The following is a 16766-nucleotide window of genomic DNA, read 5'->3' on the forward strand; positions in this document are numbered from 1 at the left end:
GAACATGCATAGGTAGTTACAGAAAAAATCTAAATATCGATTTACCGATCCATATTGCAAAGATAATTCAAATAAAAATAAATAGAAATCCAACAAACCAATTTTTCGACTTTCCTTTTTTCCTGATTTCTTCTGCTTTGGCTCGATTTTCATCGATAACTATTGATGGAATTAATTTTAACGCCAATGAGATTCCGAGTGGGACAAGGATCAAGTCATCAAGATAGCCGAGAACAGGTATAAAATCGGGTATTTAATCGATTGGACTAAAAGCATAAGCCACTACACAAATAGCGACTACTTTTGTAAGCCAAGAGACTCTTTGATCTTTATTTGATAAATAAATCACAAATAAATATGTTTTAATTTTTTTGCAGAGCTTTTTATTTTATTTAATATATATTGTCTTTCCATTATGTTAATAACCTCCACTTAAATGTGATTATAAATTAAAAAAGAGGTTATTGAAAAGAATTATAATGAAACAATTCAAGGAAATAGTGAAGAAGTATACTTTACAATTTAAAGCGCTTATCAAGAGTTTATCTCTTTAATATAATAATTTAATCTAATATCTACATAAAAGGTTGTTGAATATTACAATAACAAACAGATTAGTAGATAGCCCAAGAAAGCCTGTAGTAAAAATATCTTTACAAGCTTACTACAGGCTTTCTAGGTTTATTATTAAAACTCAATCTTTATTTTTTGTGAATGATGTATTTTCTTTCCTTCTTGGTCAAAAACGTCACTTGTAGTGATTTCAATCCACTCAAGATTATCAGAATTTTCGACGATAAAGCCTAGATTCCCTTTTTTGCTAGCTTTACCTTCTAGTTCACCATTCAAGTCTTCTAGGTAAACATCTTTTTCCCAATCAAATTTTTCACCAGAGCTTGTCTCTAACAAAGCAATAGGTGCGAAACTAACCTTTTCTGACGTTGTATTTTCAATTTCAACAAACACTTTAACAAAATCAAATTCCTCTTCATGTGTTAAGACATGAAAATAATCGATTAAGCTATAGTCTGGTTTTAAATGAATGAGCTTCATATCTTTTATTCGAAGCTGAACTGGACCAATCTCATTCGTTGAATTGATGTAATTAATTGCTTTTAAGCTTGCTTCACCCTTTTCATCAGAAACAGTTTGATCTAATTCTAATAACGAACGATCATCAGTTACTTGGGGATTTGAATTATAATCATTTAAATAATCAGTAGGAATATCTCCTGTTTTTGCAGGTTTAGTAGCATCGTTAGAACAACCGACTATAAATAAAGATAAAAATAATGTAAGAGCAATTGTTTTTCTCAAGAAGACCCCTCCATCCCTTAAAAAAGAAGGGATGACATTTAAATCGTCAAACCCTTCAATTTATTTTCATGAATTATTTATCGTTAATAATCGTTTTATTTTTCCCTTTTTCTAAAATATCAAAAATAATTTTTGCATGATCTGTGTTTTCAATTTGTCCTACAAAGCGGTCGGATGAAGGTCCAAATGCATAAACAGGTACGTCTTCACCAGTGTGTCCACCTGTTGTCCAGCCTGTATTAGAACGGGTGTTAAAGATATTTTCAATTGCATTATCAATACTTACTGCTTTACCCGTCGCAGCAGCGTCTTTAACAGATTGTACTTCATCAGAAGTTAATTCAAGGTCAATATAATTTGTTAACGTTTCTTCCACATCAGCGCCATTTACAATTGCTTCTGCCATAAAGTCAGGTGTGCGTTTTGCAGCTTTGATTGGCTCACCAAACCAGTTATAAATACCATTAGCACCAATTGAATATCCACCAGTAGAGTGGTCAGCAGTAGCAACAACTAATGTGTGTTTGTCCTTTTTCGCAAACTCAATCGCTGCAGCAAATGCTTTTTCAAAGTCTTCCATTTCACTCATTGCACCAACGATGTCATTATCATGTCCTGCCCAGTCAATTTGACTTCCTTCAACCATTAAGAAGAAACCATCTTCGTCTTGGTTTAAACGCTCAATTGCAGAAGTTGTCATATCTTCTAATGAAGGTATACTCTCATCGCGGTCAAGCATTTTTGGCATTCCACGATCAGAAAATAAACCAAGTACTTGTCCACTATTATCATTTTGTAATTCTTCTTTATTTGTTACATAGCTAAATCCAGCATTTTGGAATTCTTCAACAAGGTTACGATCTTCACGATCAAATAGATCTGTTCCTCCTCCTAGAAGAACGTCTACTTTGTGTTCACCATTTACTAACTCATCAAAATAATCGTCTGCGATGGCATTCATATTTTTACGGCTTTCATCATGAGATCCAAAAGATGCAGGTGTAGCATGAGTGATTTCAGATGTTGCAACTAACCCTGTTGATTTCCCTTGTTCTTTTGCAGCCTCTAACACAGTCTTTACTTCAGAACCATCATTGTCAACTGCAATTGCATTATTATAAGTTTTAATACCAGCTGACATTGCTGTTGCAGCTGATGCAGAATCAGTTACATTTTGTTCAGGATCCTCTGGATATGTCATTTGTTGGCCCACTAAATATTTGTCAAGCTCTGTACGATCAACAAATTTACTATCAGTACTATCTTTTAAATAACGGTAAGCTGAAGTATATGAAACTCCCATTCCGTCTCCAATTAAAAAGATAACATTTTTAATTTCTGCATTATTTGACTTTACTGTTTTTGCTTCAGCAGAAGAAAACGTCCCACCTAAACTTCCAAGCACAACGGTAGACATAACAGCTAATGGGAATAATTTCTTTTTAAATCTCTTATTTAACATTTGATTTTCTCCTCCTTGTTTTTGACCAACAAATGCGATTATAGGTAAGTAGTTTTAAGTGGACTTTAAGGAGATGTAATTGTATTGTAAATGAATAAAACGGGTTAATTAGTCTTATTAAATATAAAAGTATGAGAATGTGGTGCGTTTACATTGTTAATTTTATAGGTAGATGTAACTAACAGCGTGATGCCTGGTGAAATATAATGGGTTTAAAAGAAAAAATAAACAATTTTCTAGTATTTTTTTAACGGTAAGTACTTTACAATACATTTACATTGATGACGGAAAATTTACATATACCTTCCTTTTTGATCCAAACTTACCAAAAGGGAGGGATTAAGAGAGAAATGCAAATATCAGATGTAGTATCTCTTATTTACCAAAACTAACTTTATACAAAGTGACTTTATCTATGTAAAAAAAATAACTGAAAGGATTTAGGGATGTATAGATTTTGGTGTATTGATAAAAATAAAATGACGTCGGAAAACGTCATCCTACGAGTATTTAGATAGATAAAAAAAGCACATTCGTGTGCTTTTTTATTTGGCGATTCGCGGAGATTATTTTTGCAGAAACTTGGAAGAGAGAATAAGTCATCAAAAGAAGGAGTGGGATGGAGCATGAAACGTTTGAGTACGTTTATGAAAATGGAGAAAGGTTTTTTCTTAATGGTCTCTACCTAGAATTGAAGACAAGTTCTTACTCCTAAGACTGTTCCTATGTTTTCCGTCCCAATAGGCATAAAGGCTTTCCCTATAAATCATTACTCTACTCAACTAACCATGGGAAATATTCTTTGGAGCCATTATTTTTTAAATAATTTCTTTTCTAGAGTAACTTAGATACTCTTTTACATTTAAACATTTTATTATATGTTCCATTTTGCTTGCCCACCTCTATTAGACAAATAAGGAAACCAGCAAACATAGAATGCAATCCAAACTAGGATGTTGTTTTTCCTGCCATTCAATTTTTCTTCTTAACATCTTCAGAGCGCTCAACAATTTCATGACATTCCTTAAGTATTGCTAGTTAAAAGTGGAAATCTCCATGAAAATTAGAAGAGGTAACGACCATCTAAAAAAGGCTGCATGAGTTATTGACCTTTTGAAAAGTGATATGCTAGAATCATTTAAGTATCATGAAAATGATTATTATTATCAATTGGAGGATTTTAACAAGAGGTTCCTTCTAGATGGATGTTTCTTATCGAGCTAGTATGCTTTTTAATAACCTAAGAATCAAGCTCAAGTATGATTATACTAGATAAAAAATGATAAATAGCCGTAAAATATCTGGTGTAATGTTAACAATGTTGGTGTTGAAAACTAGAAAGTTTGTTAGATATAGAAACTGTTTTAGCTAACAAGATTTTCATACAAATGCATATGACAGTAAATTATTGAAAGGGTGTAAATGGATGAAAAATATAGAGAAATATAAAAATGCATTTATCAATGTACTGGACTTGAAAGAAGATGATGTAAGTGAAGATTTAGCTCTTGGGAAAACGAGGGAATGGGATTCAATTGGACATATGGCACTCATTTCTGAGATTGAGGATGTTTTTGATGTTTCAATAGATTCAGAATGGATTACAGAATTCAACTCTTACCAGTCAGGTATTGAGCTTTTGGAACGCTTAGGAGTGAACTTTATTAATGAATAGCTTTAAAAAAATGGAGGAGTTTGGGAACCGCACCGCAGTATATGCTGAACGGAAATATTCTTACTTAGAAATGTTAGAAATTGCTGACGCAATCTGTGGTGAAATAGGTGAGAGAACGCTCGTTTTTAGCTTATGTTCAAATAATAAAGAGTCTTTATTTGGCTATGTGGGTTTTATTAGAGGTGGTATTGTGCCTGTACTTTTGGATGCATCCATCCATATTGATCAGCTGAGCAAATTAATTAACCTTTATAAGCCCACCTATATTTGGGCAAGTAGCGAAAATCAAGACCTATCAAAGTTAATGGATCGTGTATTTGTGTTTGGAAATTATACATTATTTAGGTGCCGTTCATTTTACCAACATGATCTTCATGAACATCTAGCTCTTCTTTTAACAACCTCTGGTAGTACTGGGAGTCCCAAATTCGTTCGTTTAAGTTATGAAAATATTTTTAATAACGCAGAATCAATATCATCGTACCTTGAAATCAATGCAGACGATAGACCTATAACAACACTTCCGATGAATTACTCCTATGGCCTCTCTATCATAAATAGTCATTTCATATGTGGGGCTACAATAATTTTAACCGATGCATCCATCATGAAAAAGGAGTTTTGGGACTTATGTAGAGAGCAACGAGTAACAACTTTTGGAGGAGTTCCTTTCGTGTACGAGATGCTTGATAGGCTGAAGTTTGAAGAGCTGCATCTTCCGAGTTTAAAAAAACTAACTCAAGCAGGTGGAAAATTAAGCTCTAGCCTATCGTCTAAATTTGCTAAAGTATGCAATCAGAAAGGAATTCAATTTTTCACCATGTATGGTCAAACAGAAGCAACGGCGCGTATGAGCTATTTACCATGGGAAAAAAATCTTGAAAAAGTCGGAAGTATTGGTATTGCCATTCCAGGTGGAGAACTTTATCTGCAAGATGACAATGACAACAAAATAACAACGCCCAACGTTTTGGGTGAATTGATATACAAGGGAGCAAATGTTTCTTTAGGATATGCTGATTCATTATTCGACCTTTCAAAAAAAGATGAGAACAGCGGTATTTTGTATACAGGTGATAAGGCTTACTTTGATCAAGATGGATATTTTTTTATAACTGGTCGAATTAAAAGAATGATTAAACTTTATGGTAACCGTATTAGCCTTGATGAAGTTGAAGGGTTTTTAAATGAAAATGGTCATGATTGTATCTGTGATGGGACAGATGACCAAATGAATATTTACACATTAAAAGATGATTCTGTCCAAATTAAAAAAATAATCAAGGAAAAATTAAACTTAAAAGGCTTTAAGATTATGAAAATTAAAGAAATCCCACGTAATCATTTTGGGAAAATTCTCTATTCTGAGTTGCGAAAATATGGATAATTTATAGTCACCCGGATGAGGAACAGGAAAAATATGATATACATGACAAGATTATAAAACTGAGATCTGAAAACTGTATGTAAATACTAGGTGAAACAATGAAAAAAGGAATGTGAAAGTAGTAAATTTTTTGTTAGTTTCTCAAGAGTTTCATCTACATATTTTAGGGTTCCAAGTAATTGGACAATGATAGGGTTATCTCTTGCATCGCATTTGAAAATTTTTTATTAGGTGATTGGATGACTTTTATATCAATTGAGTTTCTTCTATTCTTAGCAATAATTGTATTTACTTATTATTTAATCCCCCATCGATTCAGATGGCTTCTTTTAATAATTGCAAGCTACGTTTTTTACGCAATACTGAGTGTTCAATTTATACCTTTACTACTTACTAGCACAGCCTTCACTTATTTTACTGGGATTGTAATCGAAAAACAGGAGACAAAAAAACAAAAGAAAAAAGTCATGCTAGTTGGTATTTCAGGATTATTGTTTTTTCTCGGTTGGTTTAAATATTTTAATTTTGTAAATGACTCATTTCGAGCGATAGCAAAATACATGGATTGGAATTATACCTTACCATATCAAGAAATTGTCCTGCCTTTAGCCATTTCTTTTTATACCTTTCAGGCAGTTAGTTACCTTGTAGATATCTACTATGGAAAGCAAAAGGCAGAAAAACATTACGGCTATTTCTCGGTCTATTTTGCATTTTTTCCACAATTGGTTGCTGGGCCGATTGAACGTGCTAAGAAATTGCTTCCTCAATTTAAACAAGAACAAATTTTAGACTATGAAAATTTAAATTACGGCATAAAACGAATTGCATGGGGTTTTTTTAAGAAGACCTTAATTGCCGATCGACTAGCTCCTATTGTGTCGAGTGTGTTCGATAGTCCGAACCCGACTGGGTCTCAAATTGTACTCGCTACGATTCTATTTTCGATCCAATTGTTCACTGATTTTTCAGCACTTAGTGATATAGCCATTGGTTCTGCTAGAATGCTAGGGATTAAGCTGACAGAAAACTTTAAGCAACCTCACTTTGCCGTTTCGATATCCGATTTTTGGAGTAGATGGCATATCACGCTCTCTACATGGCTAAGGGACTATATTTTTGTTCCATTATGTAAGGGGAAAAAGAAGAGAAGTGAAATTTATGTTGCCATTGTGATCACCTTCTTAGTTAGTGGAATATGGCATGGAGCTGCTTGGACGTTTGTGATCTGGGGTCTCATTCATGGATTTTATCGTGTCTTTGGAGATTATACAAAGCATTTTCGTGCACAAATCGCTTCATTTATTCGAATAGATAGAACTCCAGAGCTGCATAAATGGGTGAAAATTGCAATAACTTTCCTGCTAGTTTGCTTTTCAAGAGTATTTTTTCGAACGGATACTGTTACACAAGCATTTGAAAACGCTCAGCTTTTTCTAAAATTAAGCTCTTGGAGATTCTCGGGGATTATGAAAGCATTTGAAATTTTTTCGTTGCTAGATTTAGTGATTTTTATTTCATTTTATATTGTTGTACAATTATTTTACTATATTGAAAGAAAAAATGTTTCAGCATGGGAATTTCTATCGCAAGGCTCGGTCTATGCTAGATTTGCCTTTTATATTTTTATTATTTTTTCGGTCCTTGTTTTCGGGGCTACAGGTAAGGGGTTTATTTATGGTGGGTTTTAATCCTCCCCATACGTAAATATGATTTCGTTAGATTTTGACGCAAGAAGTCATCTTAGCAGAAGAAGCACTGTGTGGAAAGGATTTACTATGAAACGTTTTTTCATCAAGTTAACAATCATTATACTTTTTGTAATCCTATTGTTTATACCAGTCAATCAATTCGTAAAGAATTCATATGATTATAACATAGACAATGCAATACTGGCTTTTAAGGAAAATCCATATCCGGTTGATATCATCAATGTAGGTGCTTCTCATTCCATGTATGGATATTATTTTAAGCCTACTGGTTTGTCCCATCTGGATTTAGCACTTCCTGCTCAGACGATTCAGTACGATTTTAAATTGTTGAGAGAGTATGGCAAGTATCTTAAACCTGGTGGTGTAGTGATCGTTTCTATCTCTCAAATTACATTCGCAAATTTTGAAACCAAGAACATAGGAAATTATTATAGAATATTGGATCGTACCGAAATTGAACCGTTTTCTTTAATTGATTATTACAGTTACTTGTACTTACCTGGGACAAATAGTGACAGTTTTAACTCTGCACTCTCGCGTGAATTGAGAAAATACAGATGGAATTCTCATCAACCTTGGGCAAATAACGGTAAGAACTATTCAGGGAGAAAGTATGAGAGAGTAGAAGCACAATACAAGGAAGCGGTTGAAAACAATAGCATTGAACAAAATATGAAGCAGCTAAAAGAGATTGTAGATTATAGTAAAGAGAAAGGCTATCAAGTCATATTAACCATGGAGCCGGTTCATCAGTCTTATCAAGAATATTTTAATGAAGAAGTAATGAATAGACTTGTTTTCCAGTACTTAAAAGCTCTTAAATTAGATGTTCCATTTTTAAATTATATGAATGATCCTAGATTCGCAAACAACAAAGAATACTTTAGCAATGCCGATCATTTAAACAGCAAGGGAAGAAAAAAGTACTCCTGGATAGTATACAAGGATCTTAAGAAAGTAGGTTATTTACAAGGGGGTTAATTACTAATAAAAAATTATATGAAAAATGTTCAGTTCTTGTTAAAGATTTTACTAACAACAAGCAACAATTTTGCAATAATATAATTGACAACAATTATCATTGTCGCTTAAAATTACAAACGCGAGTAATTGATAATGAATATCATTATGAAATATTTAATTCATTCATAGGGGGAAGGTAAATGAAGAGATCTATGAAAGCCTTATTCGTTGCTTTAACAACATTTACAATCATTTTTATATCTGGTTGTGGGCAATCAAATGAAACTACAACTGAATTTGCTACTGGGAAAAATGGAGCTGTGAACCTTTATACAAGCAGGCATTATGATACAGACACTGCAATTTACAAAAAATTTGAAGATCAGACAGGCATTAAAGTAAATATCGTTCAAGGTAATGGCAGTGAATTAATGGAACGACTCGAGCGAGAAGGAGAAGCAACTGAAGCGGATGTGTTTTTAACATCTGATGCTGGTAATTTAGCTCGTCTGAAGGAGAAGGGGTTAACACAATCTGCTGCAAGTGAAGTATTAGAAACAAACATTCCAGAAAAACTGCGTGATACTGATAATGAATGGTTTGGGTTAACAAAGCGGGCCCGTGTAATCGTATATGCGAAGGACCGTGTAAATCCAGCGGACCTATCAACGTATGAAGCATTAACAGATGCTAAATGGCAAGGAAAAGTGCTCATTCGTTCTTCCGAGAATATATACAATCAATCTCTTCTTGCATCTTTCATTGAATTAAATGGTGAAGAAAAGGCGAAAGAATGGGCAGCTGGTGTAGTAGCTAACATGGCACGAGAGCCTAAAGGTGGAGATATCGATCAGGTGAAAGCGGTAGTTGCAGGTGAAGGAGATATTGCAATTTCCAATACCTATTATGTTGGGAGATTACTAAATTCAACGAATCCAGAAGATGTAAAGATTGCCGAGCAAGTTGGAATATTTTTCCCTAACCAAGAGACAACTGGAACACACATCAACATAAGTGGGGCTACAGTGACAAAGCATGCCAAAAACGTGGACAATGCTGTTAAGTTCCTTGAATTCTTATCAAGTGAAGAAGCACAAGCAGCATTTGCAGAAGGAAATAATGAATATCCGGTGAATGAATCTGTAGATGCTACTGAAACATTAAAGTCGTGGGGAGAGTTTAAGGAGCAGGACATTAACTTAACAATCCTAGGTGAAAACAATGCACGTGCTATTCAAATTTTCAATGAAGTTGGTTGGAAATAAAAGTTTTATAGAATGATGCCGTACTCTGAATATCGGGGTGCGGTTTATGTGTTTTAACTCTATTAATGAACAATGTTGATTTTTTGCACGATGTAGATATAGACGCTTGACTTCGATGGTCGACTCTTACGTACGATGCGGTTCAGATGAGAGCCCCTGCAAGATATAAAGAGATATGGGGGCTCAGCAACCGCCTACGGAAAGCGACCATCCTGTAACGGCGATCAACAAAGGTAGCCATGTTTTAAAGTGAAATGGAAATGATAATGAAGATTGATAAAGATCTTTGAAGGTGGGGTTAAAAATGAGGTTTGTTCAACAAGTGAAGCGACAACTTAATGTATGGGCAGTTCTTAGTTTTTTATTTATTTTATTTATTTTATTACCGAATTTTTTAATTGGCACACATTTCTTTACAACCCCCAATGAAAACTGGAATCATATAAAAGATTATTTATTAAAAGAAATCGTAATGAATACGTTATTTTTAATGAGTTTTACAGGATTTTTCACAACGATTATTGGGACGAGTTTAGCATGGATTGTCACCGCTTATCAGTTTCCTTTTCGAAAATTTTTTAGATGGGGATTAATCTTACCATTAGCCATTCCACCATTTATTGGGGCTTATACGTATCACGGAATCTTAAATTACACAGGAATTATTCAAGCCACTTTAAGAAATCAATTTGATATAAAAGTGAATCAGGACTACTTCAATATAATGACTATTCCAGGGGCTATATTTATATTCACGATGTTTTTATTCCCTTACATATTTGTTATAACAAAGAGCTTCTTTCAAAATCAATCTTCTTCTATTGTTGAAAATGCGAGACTTTTAGGTGGAGGACCATTTGAGATATTTTTCCGGGTCATCTTACCGATTTCAAGAGCTGCTATTGTTGGTGGTGTAACGATTGTCATGCTTGAGGTCATTAATGATTATGGCGTCGTTAAATATTATGGAATTCAAACATTTATCACCTCCATTTTTCAAACTTGGTTTGCAATGGATGATCTTGATTCTGCCTTCAAGTTAGCTGGAACATTGATGATTGTTGTTATAGCTGTTCTCATCTTAGAGAAATTCATAAGAGGAAGAAAAAGATTTAGTTACACTACTACAAAAATTAGACCGATACAACCTAAGGAGGTTCAAGGTCCAAAAGCTTGGTTGTTAACCTTTTACTGTTTATCTATTTTTACCTTTGCTTTTGCTATTCCATTCATACAACTCATTCATTGGATTTATATGACCTATGAAAGAATTGTATCCATGAAATTTATTGAGTTAGTAAGGAATTCTTTTTTTGCTGGATCAATCTCAGCTGTGATGGTTGTTGTGATTGGACTAATAATTGCCAACTATACTCGCATACACAAGGGGATAGTTCCGAAGTTGTTCTCAAAGATAACGGTACTAGGCTATTCTGTGCCAGGAGCTATCATTGCCATAGGAATTATTACAATTTTCATAGCTTTGGATCAATGGATCATCTCATTATTTGCATTTTTTGGTAAAAATCCTTTTATTGTTTTCCGAACAAGTATAGTGATGTTAATTTCTGCATATGTCATTCGATTTCTTACGGTTGGTTATAGTTCCATTGAAGCAGGATTTGAGAAAATTGGTACTAATTTTACCGAAGCTTCGAGAACTTTAGGAGTATCAACTGTAAAAACCTTTTTTCGTATAGATATTGTGATGGTACGAGGGGCAGTAGTGGGCGGATTTATCCTTGTCTTTGTAGATATTTTAAAAGAACTTCCCCTTACGCTATTATTACAGCCCTTTAATTTTCATACATTAGCAACGAAAGCTTTTCAGTATGCGAATGATGAAATGATGAGTGAAGCAGCCTCTGCTTCCATGATGATTATCCTCATCAGTGGAATTAGTATTTACTTCTTTCATAAAGTACTTGATAAGGAGGGACAAAACTAGTGTTTGTAGATATAAAGAACTTATCCTATACGTATAAAAATACGAATGAACCAACCATTAAGGATTTCTCCCTACAAATGAAAAAGGGAGACATCATCTCTATTCTCGGTGAAAGTGGGAGTGGGAAAAGTACAATCTTACGATTAATTGCAGGGTTAGAAATTCCAATGAGTGGATCGATAACCATGAACAATCGAAGGATTTTTGATGAACGGACGTATATACCACCTGAAAAAAGAGAAGTGGGTATGGTCTTTCAAGATTATGCACTATTTCCACATATGACAGTTGCGAATAATATAAAGTATGGCTTACGAAAGATGAATAAAAAGGAAAAAAAAGAAAGAATTGAGGAAATGCTCTCTTTAGTGAACCTATCCAAATATAAAGATCGATACCCTTTTGAGTTAAGTGGAGGGCAGCAACAACGTGTTGCACTTGCAAGAGCATTAGCACCTGCTCCCACTTTATTAGTATTCGATGAACCATTTAGCAATCTTGATACTTATCTCCAAATTAGAATAAGGGATGAGTTGAGAGAGATTTTAAAACAAACAGGGATTACATCTATTTTTGTAACTCATGATCAAGAAGATGCAAAAGTTCTTGCTGACGAAATAATTTATTTAGAAAATGGAAAAATGATATGGAAGGGCACACCAGAAGAATTATTACCCTATTCTCAAGGTAGCCAGCTTAATCATATGAAAGAGAAAGAGGTGTATAAGAGTGTGCCATAAGGTGTACTCTTTTTTTACAATGAGGAGTTTAGGATAGGAATTTATAATCCTTGCTGATTCTGACAAGCTAAGAAATTGAAGTTTATATCTTACTAAGAGTGAAGATATGAAAGATGAACTCATCTCTACTGAACACATTGTGTTAATTATAACTGCTGTTAGAGTTGGTACGCTTGCACGTTAATCTCAGGAAAAGTAGAAGATTCAATAAACCAATATTCAAATACAATAAATAGAAACGTTTAGTAAAAAAACTATAGAGTTGTCAGTAAGATCATTACTCCATTCATCATTTTATCTACTATGATAACATTTTGCTAAAGTACTCAAATGCAAAACGGTAAAACCCGGTTAACGAAGTTACAGACGAAATTTAACAAGCCCTTGATATCTCTTACTCTACGCACAAATGGTAAGAGATATTACACACCTCACCTTACGGGCGGTATGATGTGATGACCGTTCAAACCCTTGATGTATAAGGGTTCATATGCAATCTGCTAACAAAATAATATCATTAGATATGTAAAAAAGACTTCTCATTAATTGGTTAAACTTTTGAGAAGCCTTTTGCTTTTACTGACATTAGAGGTGATGTGAATCAATAATAATCACAATCACTCATCAATCTGTGATTAACTCCATACTTTATTCTTATTGCTATTTTTGTTAAATTCATGCAGGTAATGGCTTATCAACTTACCATTTCTATTTTATCGTGTTTACATTCAAGTATCCGGATAAAGCAAATGGATGCAAACCATTAGTAAATCTGAAACCATACGATAACAATAGACGAGCCACCGCGAATGGGGGAACAAGATACAGGTCCGTATAACGGAGATATAAACAACCAAAAGTTTGTTGAAAAAGATACTTTAACGTTTGATGTTAACCCAGATTTAGTAAACAGTAAAGGGAAAAAGATCATCTAGCAATCAAATTAATAGATTATAGACACAATAAACCTAATAATGAGGTGAGTAGATCATCTATTACATGATCTACTCACCTCAGGTTTTAATTAAGCGTTTAACCCAATTTACTATCTTCAACAATAAAAGCGCCATTCTTGAATAAGGATGTCGCTCTTTTTCATTTATATGGACAGATCGTGGAGCAACAGTTAAAAGATTGTGAAGAAATATAGTTAATGTTTAAGAAGGACTATCAAAATAATAAACGAAATATTATTCATATTGCTAAGATACTAAGGAGGAAGGCATTTGAAAATTGATTACTTCATTTTTAATTCAATCCCAAATAAAGATGTTTTAAATGGAATTATAGAATTGCATAAAGTTATTTTTGCGACTTCTGATGATTTGATTAACAAAATGGTAAATAAACCTAAATTATTGGTGATTATTGCAATGAATGATACCAAAGTTATTGGATATAAGATTGGATATGAACTTGATAATAATAAATATTATAGTTGGTTAGGTGGGGTGGATACTTATTACAGAAAACATGGTATTGCTTCTGAGTTAATGGAAAGACAACATCAATATTTAAAGGAAAATGGTTATAGTATTGTTCAAACAAAAACAATGAATAAATGGCGTAATATGTTAGTCTTGAATATAAAAAATGGATTTGATGTCATTGATACTTATACTGACGAAAAAGGATTACATAAAATAATTCTTGAAAAGAAATTAATCAACTAACAGTGTTCTTTAGTTACAGTACGATCTTCCACAATCAAAGCGCTTATCTTGAATAAAGATAAGTATGCCATGTTAAGGGCTAGTTTAAGATTAATTAGAAAGAAATGGAGATTGTGAAGGAATGTGGCTTGAATTGTGCTAGAGTATAGGAAGACACTAGGCCTTGTGCTTTCATTATTCGTCCGATTCGACGTCTAGAAACAACCTTCCCACGTTTTGCTAGTTCCTTTTTAATTTTACGAGTCCCATAGTTTTGAAAACTCTCGTGAAAAATCTCAACAATATCTGAACTGAAGTCATCTTCAGCCTGACGCTCTTTTGCTTCATAGTAATAAGTACTTCTAGGTATTTGTAGGGCTTTGCACATTGCTGATATCGAGTATTTGTGCTGGTTATTCTTAATCACATTTACTGTCGTCCTAGTATCAGCGCGGCTTGCTTTAAAATGTCATTCTCCATTTCTAATTGCTTATTTCGCTTTCTAAGTTCAGCTAGTTCCTTTTGTTCAGCTGTTAAATTGTCCTTTGACATCCTCACTTTGATATAACAACTTCGCCTTTAACACCGACCCACAAAAGTTATTTCCCCGTTGGCGTATCGTCATCTATATCAATAATCGGTTCGTAAAGCTATGCATTCCAAGTTCAACGGTTGCTGTACTCTCCTTCAACATTTCTACAATTTCATTGCTGCTTTCCCACGTAGCATCTTCTGTGAATAAAGATGAAAGTTCTTTAAAATAGATTTCCTTGCAATACCACCCCTTATCTACATAGTGTCCGTAAGTTGCTTGTATTTTCCAAATGGCCTCGATGTCTTCAAGTTGCTGAATACGTTGATTCATTTGTTTTATTTTCTAACATGTGATTCTCTCCACTTCGTATAGTCATATAAGATGACTAACCTTCATGACCATTTATTTCTAATTATTAAAATTAACTATTTTAAAATTTAAACGAAGGTAAAGTTAACTCATGAAAGTGAGTGAATAAAAACTGACTCTCTAAATGACCGTGGTATAATTCAAGTGCTGTCATTGCCTCGCTTTCTATTGCCTTAATTCTACTGATTTCATAAAGAATATCGGCTTTTAAAAGACCTTCATAGTCATTTTCCAAAAGATCCAAAGCATTGTAAAATAGAGAAAGAGCTTTATTGGTATCATTCAATAGGTTTTTATAAAATTTTCCTTCTAAGTAAAAGTTTCTAGAGCGAATTATTTTACAGTCTATATCAATAAGAATAGTTTTTGATTTATTAATTAATTTTTTGATAAATTGAATATCAGGGCTGTTTTCTAATAAAACATAGATTCCTAATTGGTATATAGATAAACTAGTTTCTTTAAATTCATCCATTTGAAAAACCATTTCAGCATCAATCCAAAATATTTCTTTTAATTTAGTAACTAATTCTGCTCCTGGATAAGAAGTCATAATAGTATAAATAGTTAAAGCCCAGCCTCTAAAAATTCCCTCTTTATCGTTTTTTAGATGAAGTTTTTCTCTTAATAAGAGCAATTCTTCTCTAATATCCCCAATTTTTATATTCTCTAGATATCTAATAAGTAAATTAATATATTCTGTTTCAAGAGGATAAATTAAGTGATGATGGACATTATTTATACTCTTTAGAGCTTTTGAATAGGATCCAATATAGAGATAAAGGATAGATAGATTAAAATATATGTTATCTCTTTCTTCCTTTGTAATGGTAGGACTTTCATTTGAGAGAGCCAAAGCTCTGTCAAGAAAGTTTAAACTCTTAGATATCCTTTTTTCATCAAACCAAATACTTGCGATCGCATTATATGCTTTTAATTTCAAGCGTAAATTGTAATTATTGTTTTCTTCCAAATTAATTACTTTTAATAAGTATTCTTCTGCTTTTTTATTATTATTTTTTCTTAAATTATAGATTCCATTAAGGAATTGATAATCAATATCTCTACTTTTAATTTGATATGTATCAATTTTGATCTTAAAAGTTGAGAGTTCTTTTTCTACATAATGCCATTGTTTTAGACCAATTAAATCTTTAATTTTTTGTATTTGATAGTCAATTTCTCTTAACCTTTCATGAATGTTCGGATCAGAAAAGTAACTGATGGGTGTATTTAGTTTTTCACTAAACTGCTTTAAGTCCTGATTAGATACAGGAATATTCCCGTTTTCTATATTACTTAACTTGCCAACAGAACAAATTCCCTTAGCTAATTCTCCTAAGGTCATACCTATTTCTTTTCTTTTTGCTCTTATTCTTTCTCCGATGTTGTTATGTCTAGGTATTTGATTGCTCATATAAATTCTCCTTTTTCATTTCCTGATCAAAGTAAATATCATTACTATTTTACTATGTCTATGATAATAATCGTAATCTTAGTGTGTTTTTGCGTTAAGAATTACTCTATTTATAAGAATAAATGAATTTTTTTGTATTTTTTTACAAAAATATCATTGAAATTTTATTTGTTGGTGCTATAATTTAATCTATAATTCAAAGAGGTAGTTCGAAAGTCACTTTAATTGTAAGGTCTAATGTCTGATGTAGAGCAGTGAACCTGTCGCTTATTAACATTGACTTTACTTATTATTAAGGAGAATTAGGAATTTTAGTAGCGTACC

14 protein-coding genes and 1 pseudogene are annotated in these 16766 nt (G+C 33.0%); 9 read left to right on the plus strand and 6 right to left on the minus strand.

Features of this window, described 5'->3' with window-relative positions; all coding sequences use genetic code 11:
- Window positions 1–67: 67 nt before the first annotated feature.
- The 3 genes from LPC09_RS27730 to LPC09_RS26835 form a co-directional block, all read right to left on the minus strand.
- Window positions 68–253, minus strand: a complete 186-nt coding sequence (locus LPC09_RS27730) for a YkvA family protein (protein ID WP_442920053.1) — start codon at window positions 251–253, stop codon at window positions 68–70.
- A gap of 434 nt (window positions 254–687) precedes the next feature.
- Complete coding sequence (locus tag LPC09_RS26830) at window positions 688–1317, minus strand: hypothetical protein (RefSeq protein WP_098797024.1); 630 nt, start codon at window positions 1315–1317, stop codon at window positions 688–690.
- 73 nt (window positions 1318–1390) lie between these two features.
- Window positions 1391–2779 (minus strand): alkaline phosphatase, encoded by a 1389-nt coding sequence (locus tag LPC09_RS26835; RefSeq protein WP_141549677.1) that lies wholly within the window; start codon window positions 2777–2779, stop codon window positions 1391–1393.
- Between the two features lie 1426 nt (window positions 2780–4205).
- Here LPC09_RS26835 and LPC09_RS26840 point away from each other — a divergent pair.
- From LPC09_RS26840 to LPC09_RS26875, 9 genes are all read left to right on the plus strand, one after another.
- On the plus strand, window positions 4206–4454 hold the full coding sequence (locus LPC09_RS26840; protein WP_098797025.1) for an acyl carrier protein: 249 nt from the start codon (window positions 4206–4208) through the stop codon (window positions 4452–4454).
- The gene (locus LPC09_RS26845) at window positions 4447–5841 is read left to right on the plus strand and encodes an AMP-binding protein (RefSeq protein WP_098797026.1); all 1395 of its coding nucleotides are present in this window, start codon (window positions 4447–4449) and stop codon (window positions 5839–5841) included. The genes LPC09_RS26840 and LPC09_RS26845 overlap by 8 nt, the downstream gene beginning before the upstream one ends.
- A gap of 179 nt (window positions 5842–6020) precedes the next feature.
- On the plus strand, window positions 6021–7532 hold the full coding sequence (locus LPC09_RS26850) for an MBOAT family O-acyltransferase (RefSeq protein ID WP_231309822.1): 1512 nt from the start codon (window positions 6021–6023) through the stop codon (window positions 7530–7532).
- Between the two features lie 87 nt (window positions 7533–7619).
- Window positions 7620–8534, plus strand: a complete 915-nt coding sequence (locus tag LPC09_RS26855) for a hypothetical protein (RefSeq protein WP_098797058.1) — start codon at window positions 7620–7622, stop codon at window positions 8532–8534.
- A 182-nt stretch (window positions 8535–8716) separates the two neighbouring features.
- Complete coding sequence (locus LPC09_RS26860) at window positions 8717–9781, plus strand: Fe(3+) ABC transporter substrate-binding protein (RefSeq protein WP_098797027.1); 1065 nt, start codon at window positions 8717–8719, stop codon at window positions 9779–9781.
- Window positions 9782–10085: 304 nt separating this feature from the next.
- A complete protein-coding gene (locus tag LPC09_RS26865; RefSeq protein ID WP_098797028.1) occupies window positions 10086–11729 on the plus strand; it encodes an ABC transporter permease in 1644 nt (547 codons plus the stop codon).
- On the plus strand, window positions 11729–12469 hold the full coding sequence (locus tag LPC09_RS26870) for an ABC transporter ATP-binding protein (protein WP_098797029.1): 741 nt from the start codon (window positions 11729–11731) through the stop codon (window positions 12467–12469). The genes LPC09_RS26865 and LPC09_RS26870 overlap by 1 nt, the downstream gene beginning before the upstream one ends.
- An 809-nt stretch (window positions 12470–13278) precedes the next feature.
- The gene (locus tag LPC09_RS27470; RefSeq protein WP_255301604.1) at window positions 13279–13404 is read left to right on the plus strand and encodes a hypothetical protein; all 126 of its coding nucleotides are present in this window, start codon (window positions 13279–13281) and stop codon (window positions 13402–13404) included.
- 291 nt (window positions 13405–13695) lie between these two features.
- Window positions 13696–14142 (plus strand): GNAT family N-acetyltransferase, encoded by a 447-nt coding sequence (locus tag LPC09_RS26875; protein WP_098797030.1) that lies wholly within the window; start codon window positions 13696–13698, stop codon window positions 14140–14142.
- 118 nt (window positions 14143–14260) lie between these two features.
- On the opposite strand, the pseudogene LPC09_RS26880 reads toward LPC09_RS26875, so the two are convergent.
- The 3 genes and pseudogenes from LPC09_RS26880 to LPC09_RS26890 form a co-directional block, all read right to left on the minus strand.
- A pseudogene (locus LPC09_RS26880) lies at window positions 14261–14667 on the minus strand (IS3 family transposase); the annotation flags it as partial.
- Between the two features lie 79 nt (window positions 14668–14746).
- Entirely contained in the window at window positions 14747–14986 is a 240-nt protein-coding gene (locus tag LPC09_RS26885) for a nuclear transport factor 2 family protein (protein WP_098797032.1), read from the minus strand.
- A gap of 100 nt (window positions 14987–15086) precedes the next feature.
- Entirely contained in the window at window positions 15087–16442 is a 1356-nt protein-coding gene (locus LPC09_RS26890) for a helix-turn-helix transcriptional regulator (RefSeq protein ID WP_098797033.1), read from the minus strand.
- Window positions 16443–16766 lie beyond the last annotated feature (324 nt).

Origin of the sequence: Metabacillus sp. B2-18 (assembly GCF_021117275.1) — a bacterium.
Taxonomy (GTDB): domain Bacteria; phylum Bacillota; class Bacilli; order Bacillales; family Bacillaceae; genus Metabacillus.

Coding starts and splice junctions, on each gene's coding strand:
- LPC09_RS26835 (WP_141549677.1), bottom strand. CDS start 2,779: ATGTTAAATAAGAGATTTAAAAAGAAATTATTCCCATTAGCTGTTATG.
- LPC09_RS26840 (WP_098797025.1), top strand. CDS start 4,206: ATGAAAAATATAGAGAAATATAAAAATGCATTTATCAATGTACTGGAC.
- LPC09_RS26845 (WP_098797026.1), top strand. CDS start 4,447: ATGAATAGCTTTAAAAAAATGGAGGAGTTTGGGAACCGCACCGCAGTA.
- LPC09_RS26855 (WP_098797058.1), top strand. CDS start 7,620: ATGAAACGTTTTTTCATCAAGTTAACAATCATTATACTTTTTGTAATC.
- LPC09_RS26860 (WP_098797027.1), top strand. CDS start 8,717: ATGAAGAGATCTATGAAAGCCTTATTCGTTGCTTTAACAACATTTACA.
- LPC09_RS26865 (WP_098797028.1), top strand. CDS start 10,086: ATGAGGTTTGTTCAACAAGTGAAGCGACAACTTAATGTATGGGCAGTT.
- LPC09_RS27470 (WP_255301604.1), top strand. CDS start 13,279: ATGGGGGAACAAGATACAGGTCCGTATAACGGAGATATAAACAACCAA.
- LPC09_RS26885 (WP_098797032.1), bottom strand. CDS start 14,986: ATGAATCAACGTATTCAGCAACTTGAAGACATCGAGGCCATTTGGAAA.
- LPC09_RS26890 (WP_098797033.1), bottom strand. CDS start 16,442: ATGAGCAATCAAATACCTAGACATAACAACATCGGAGAAAGAATAAGA.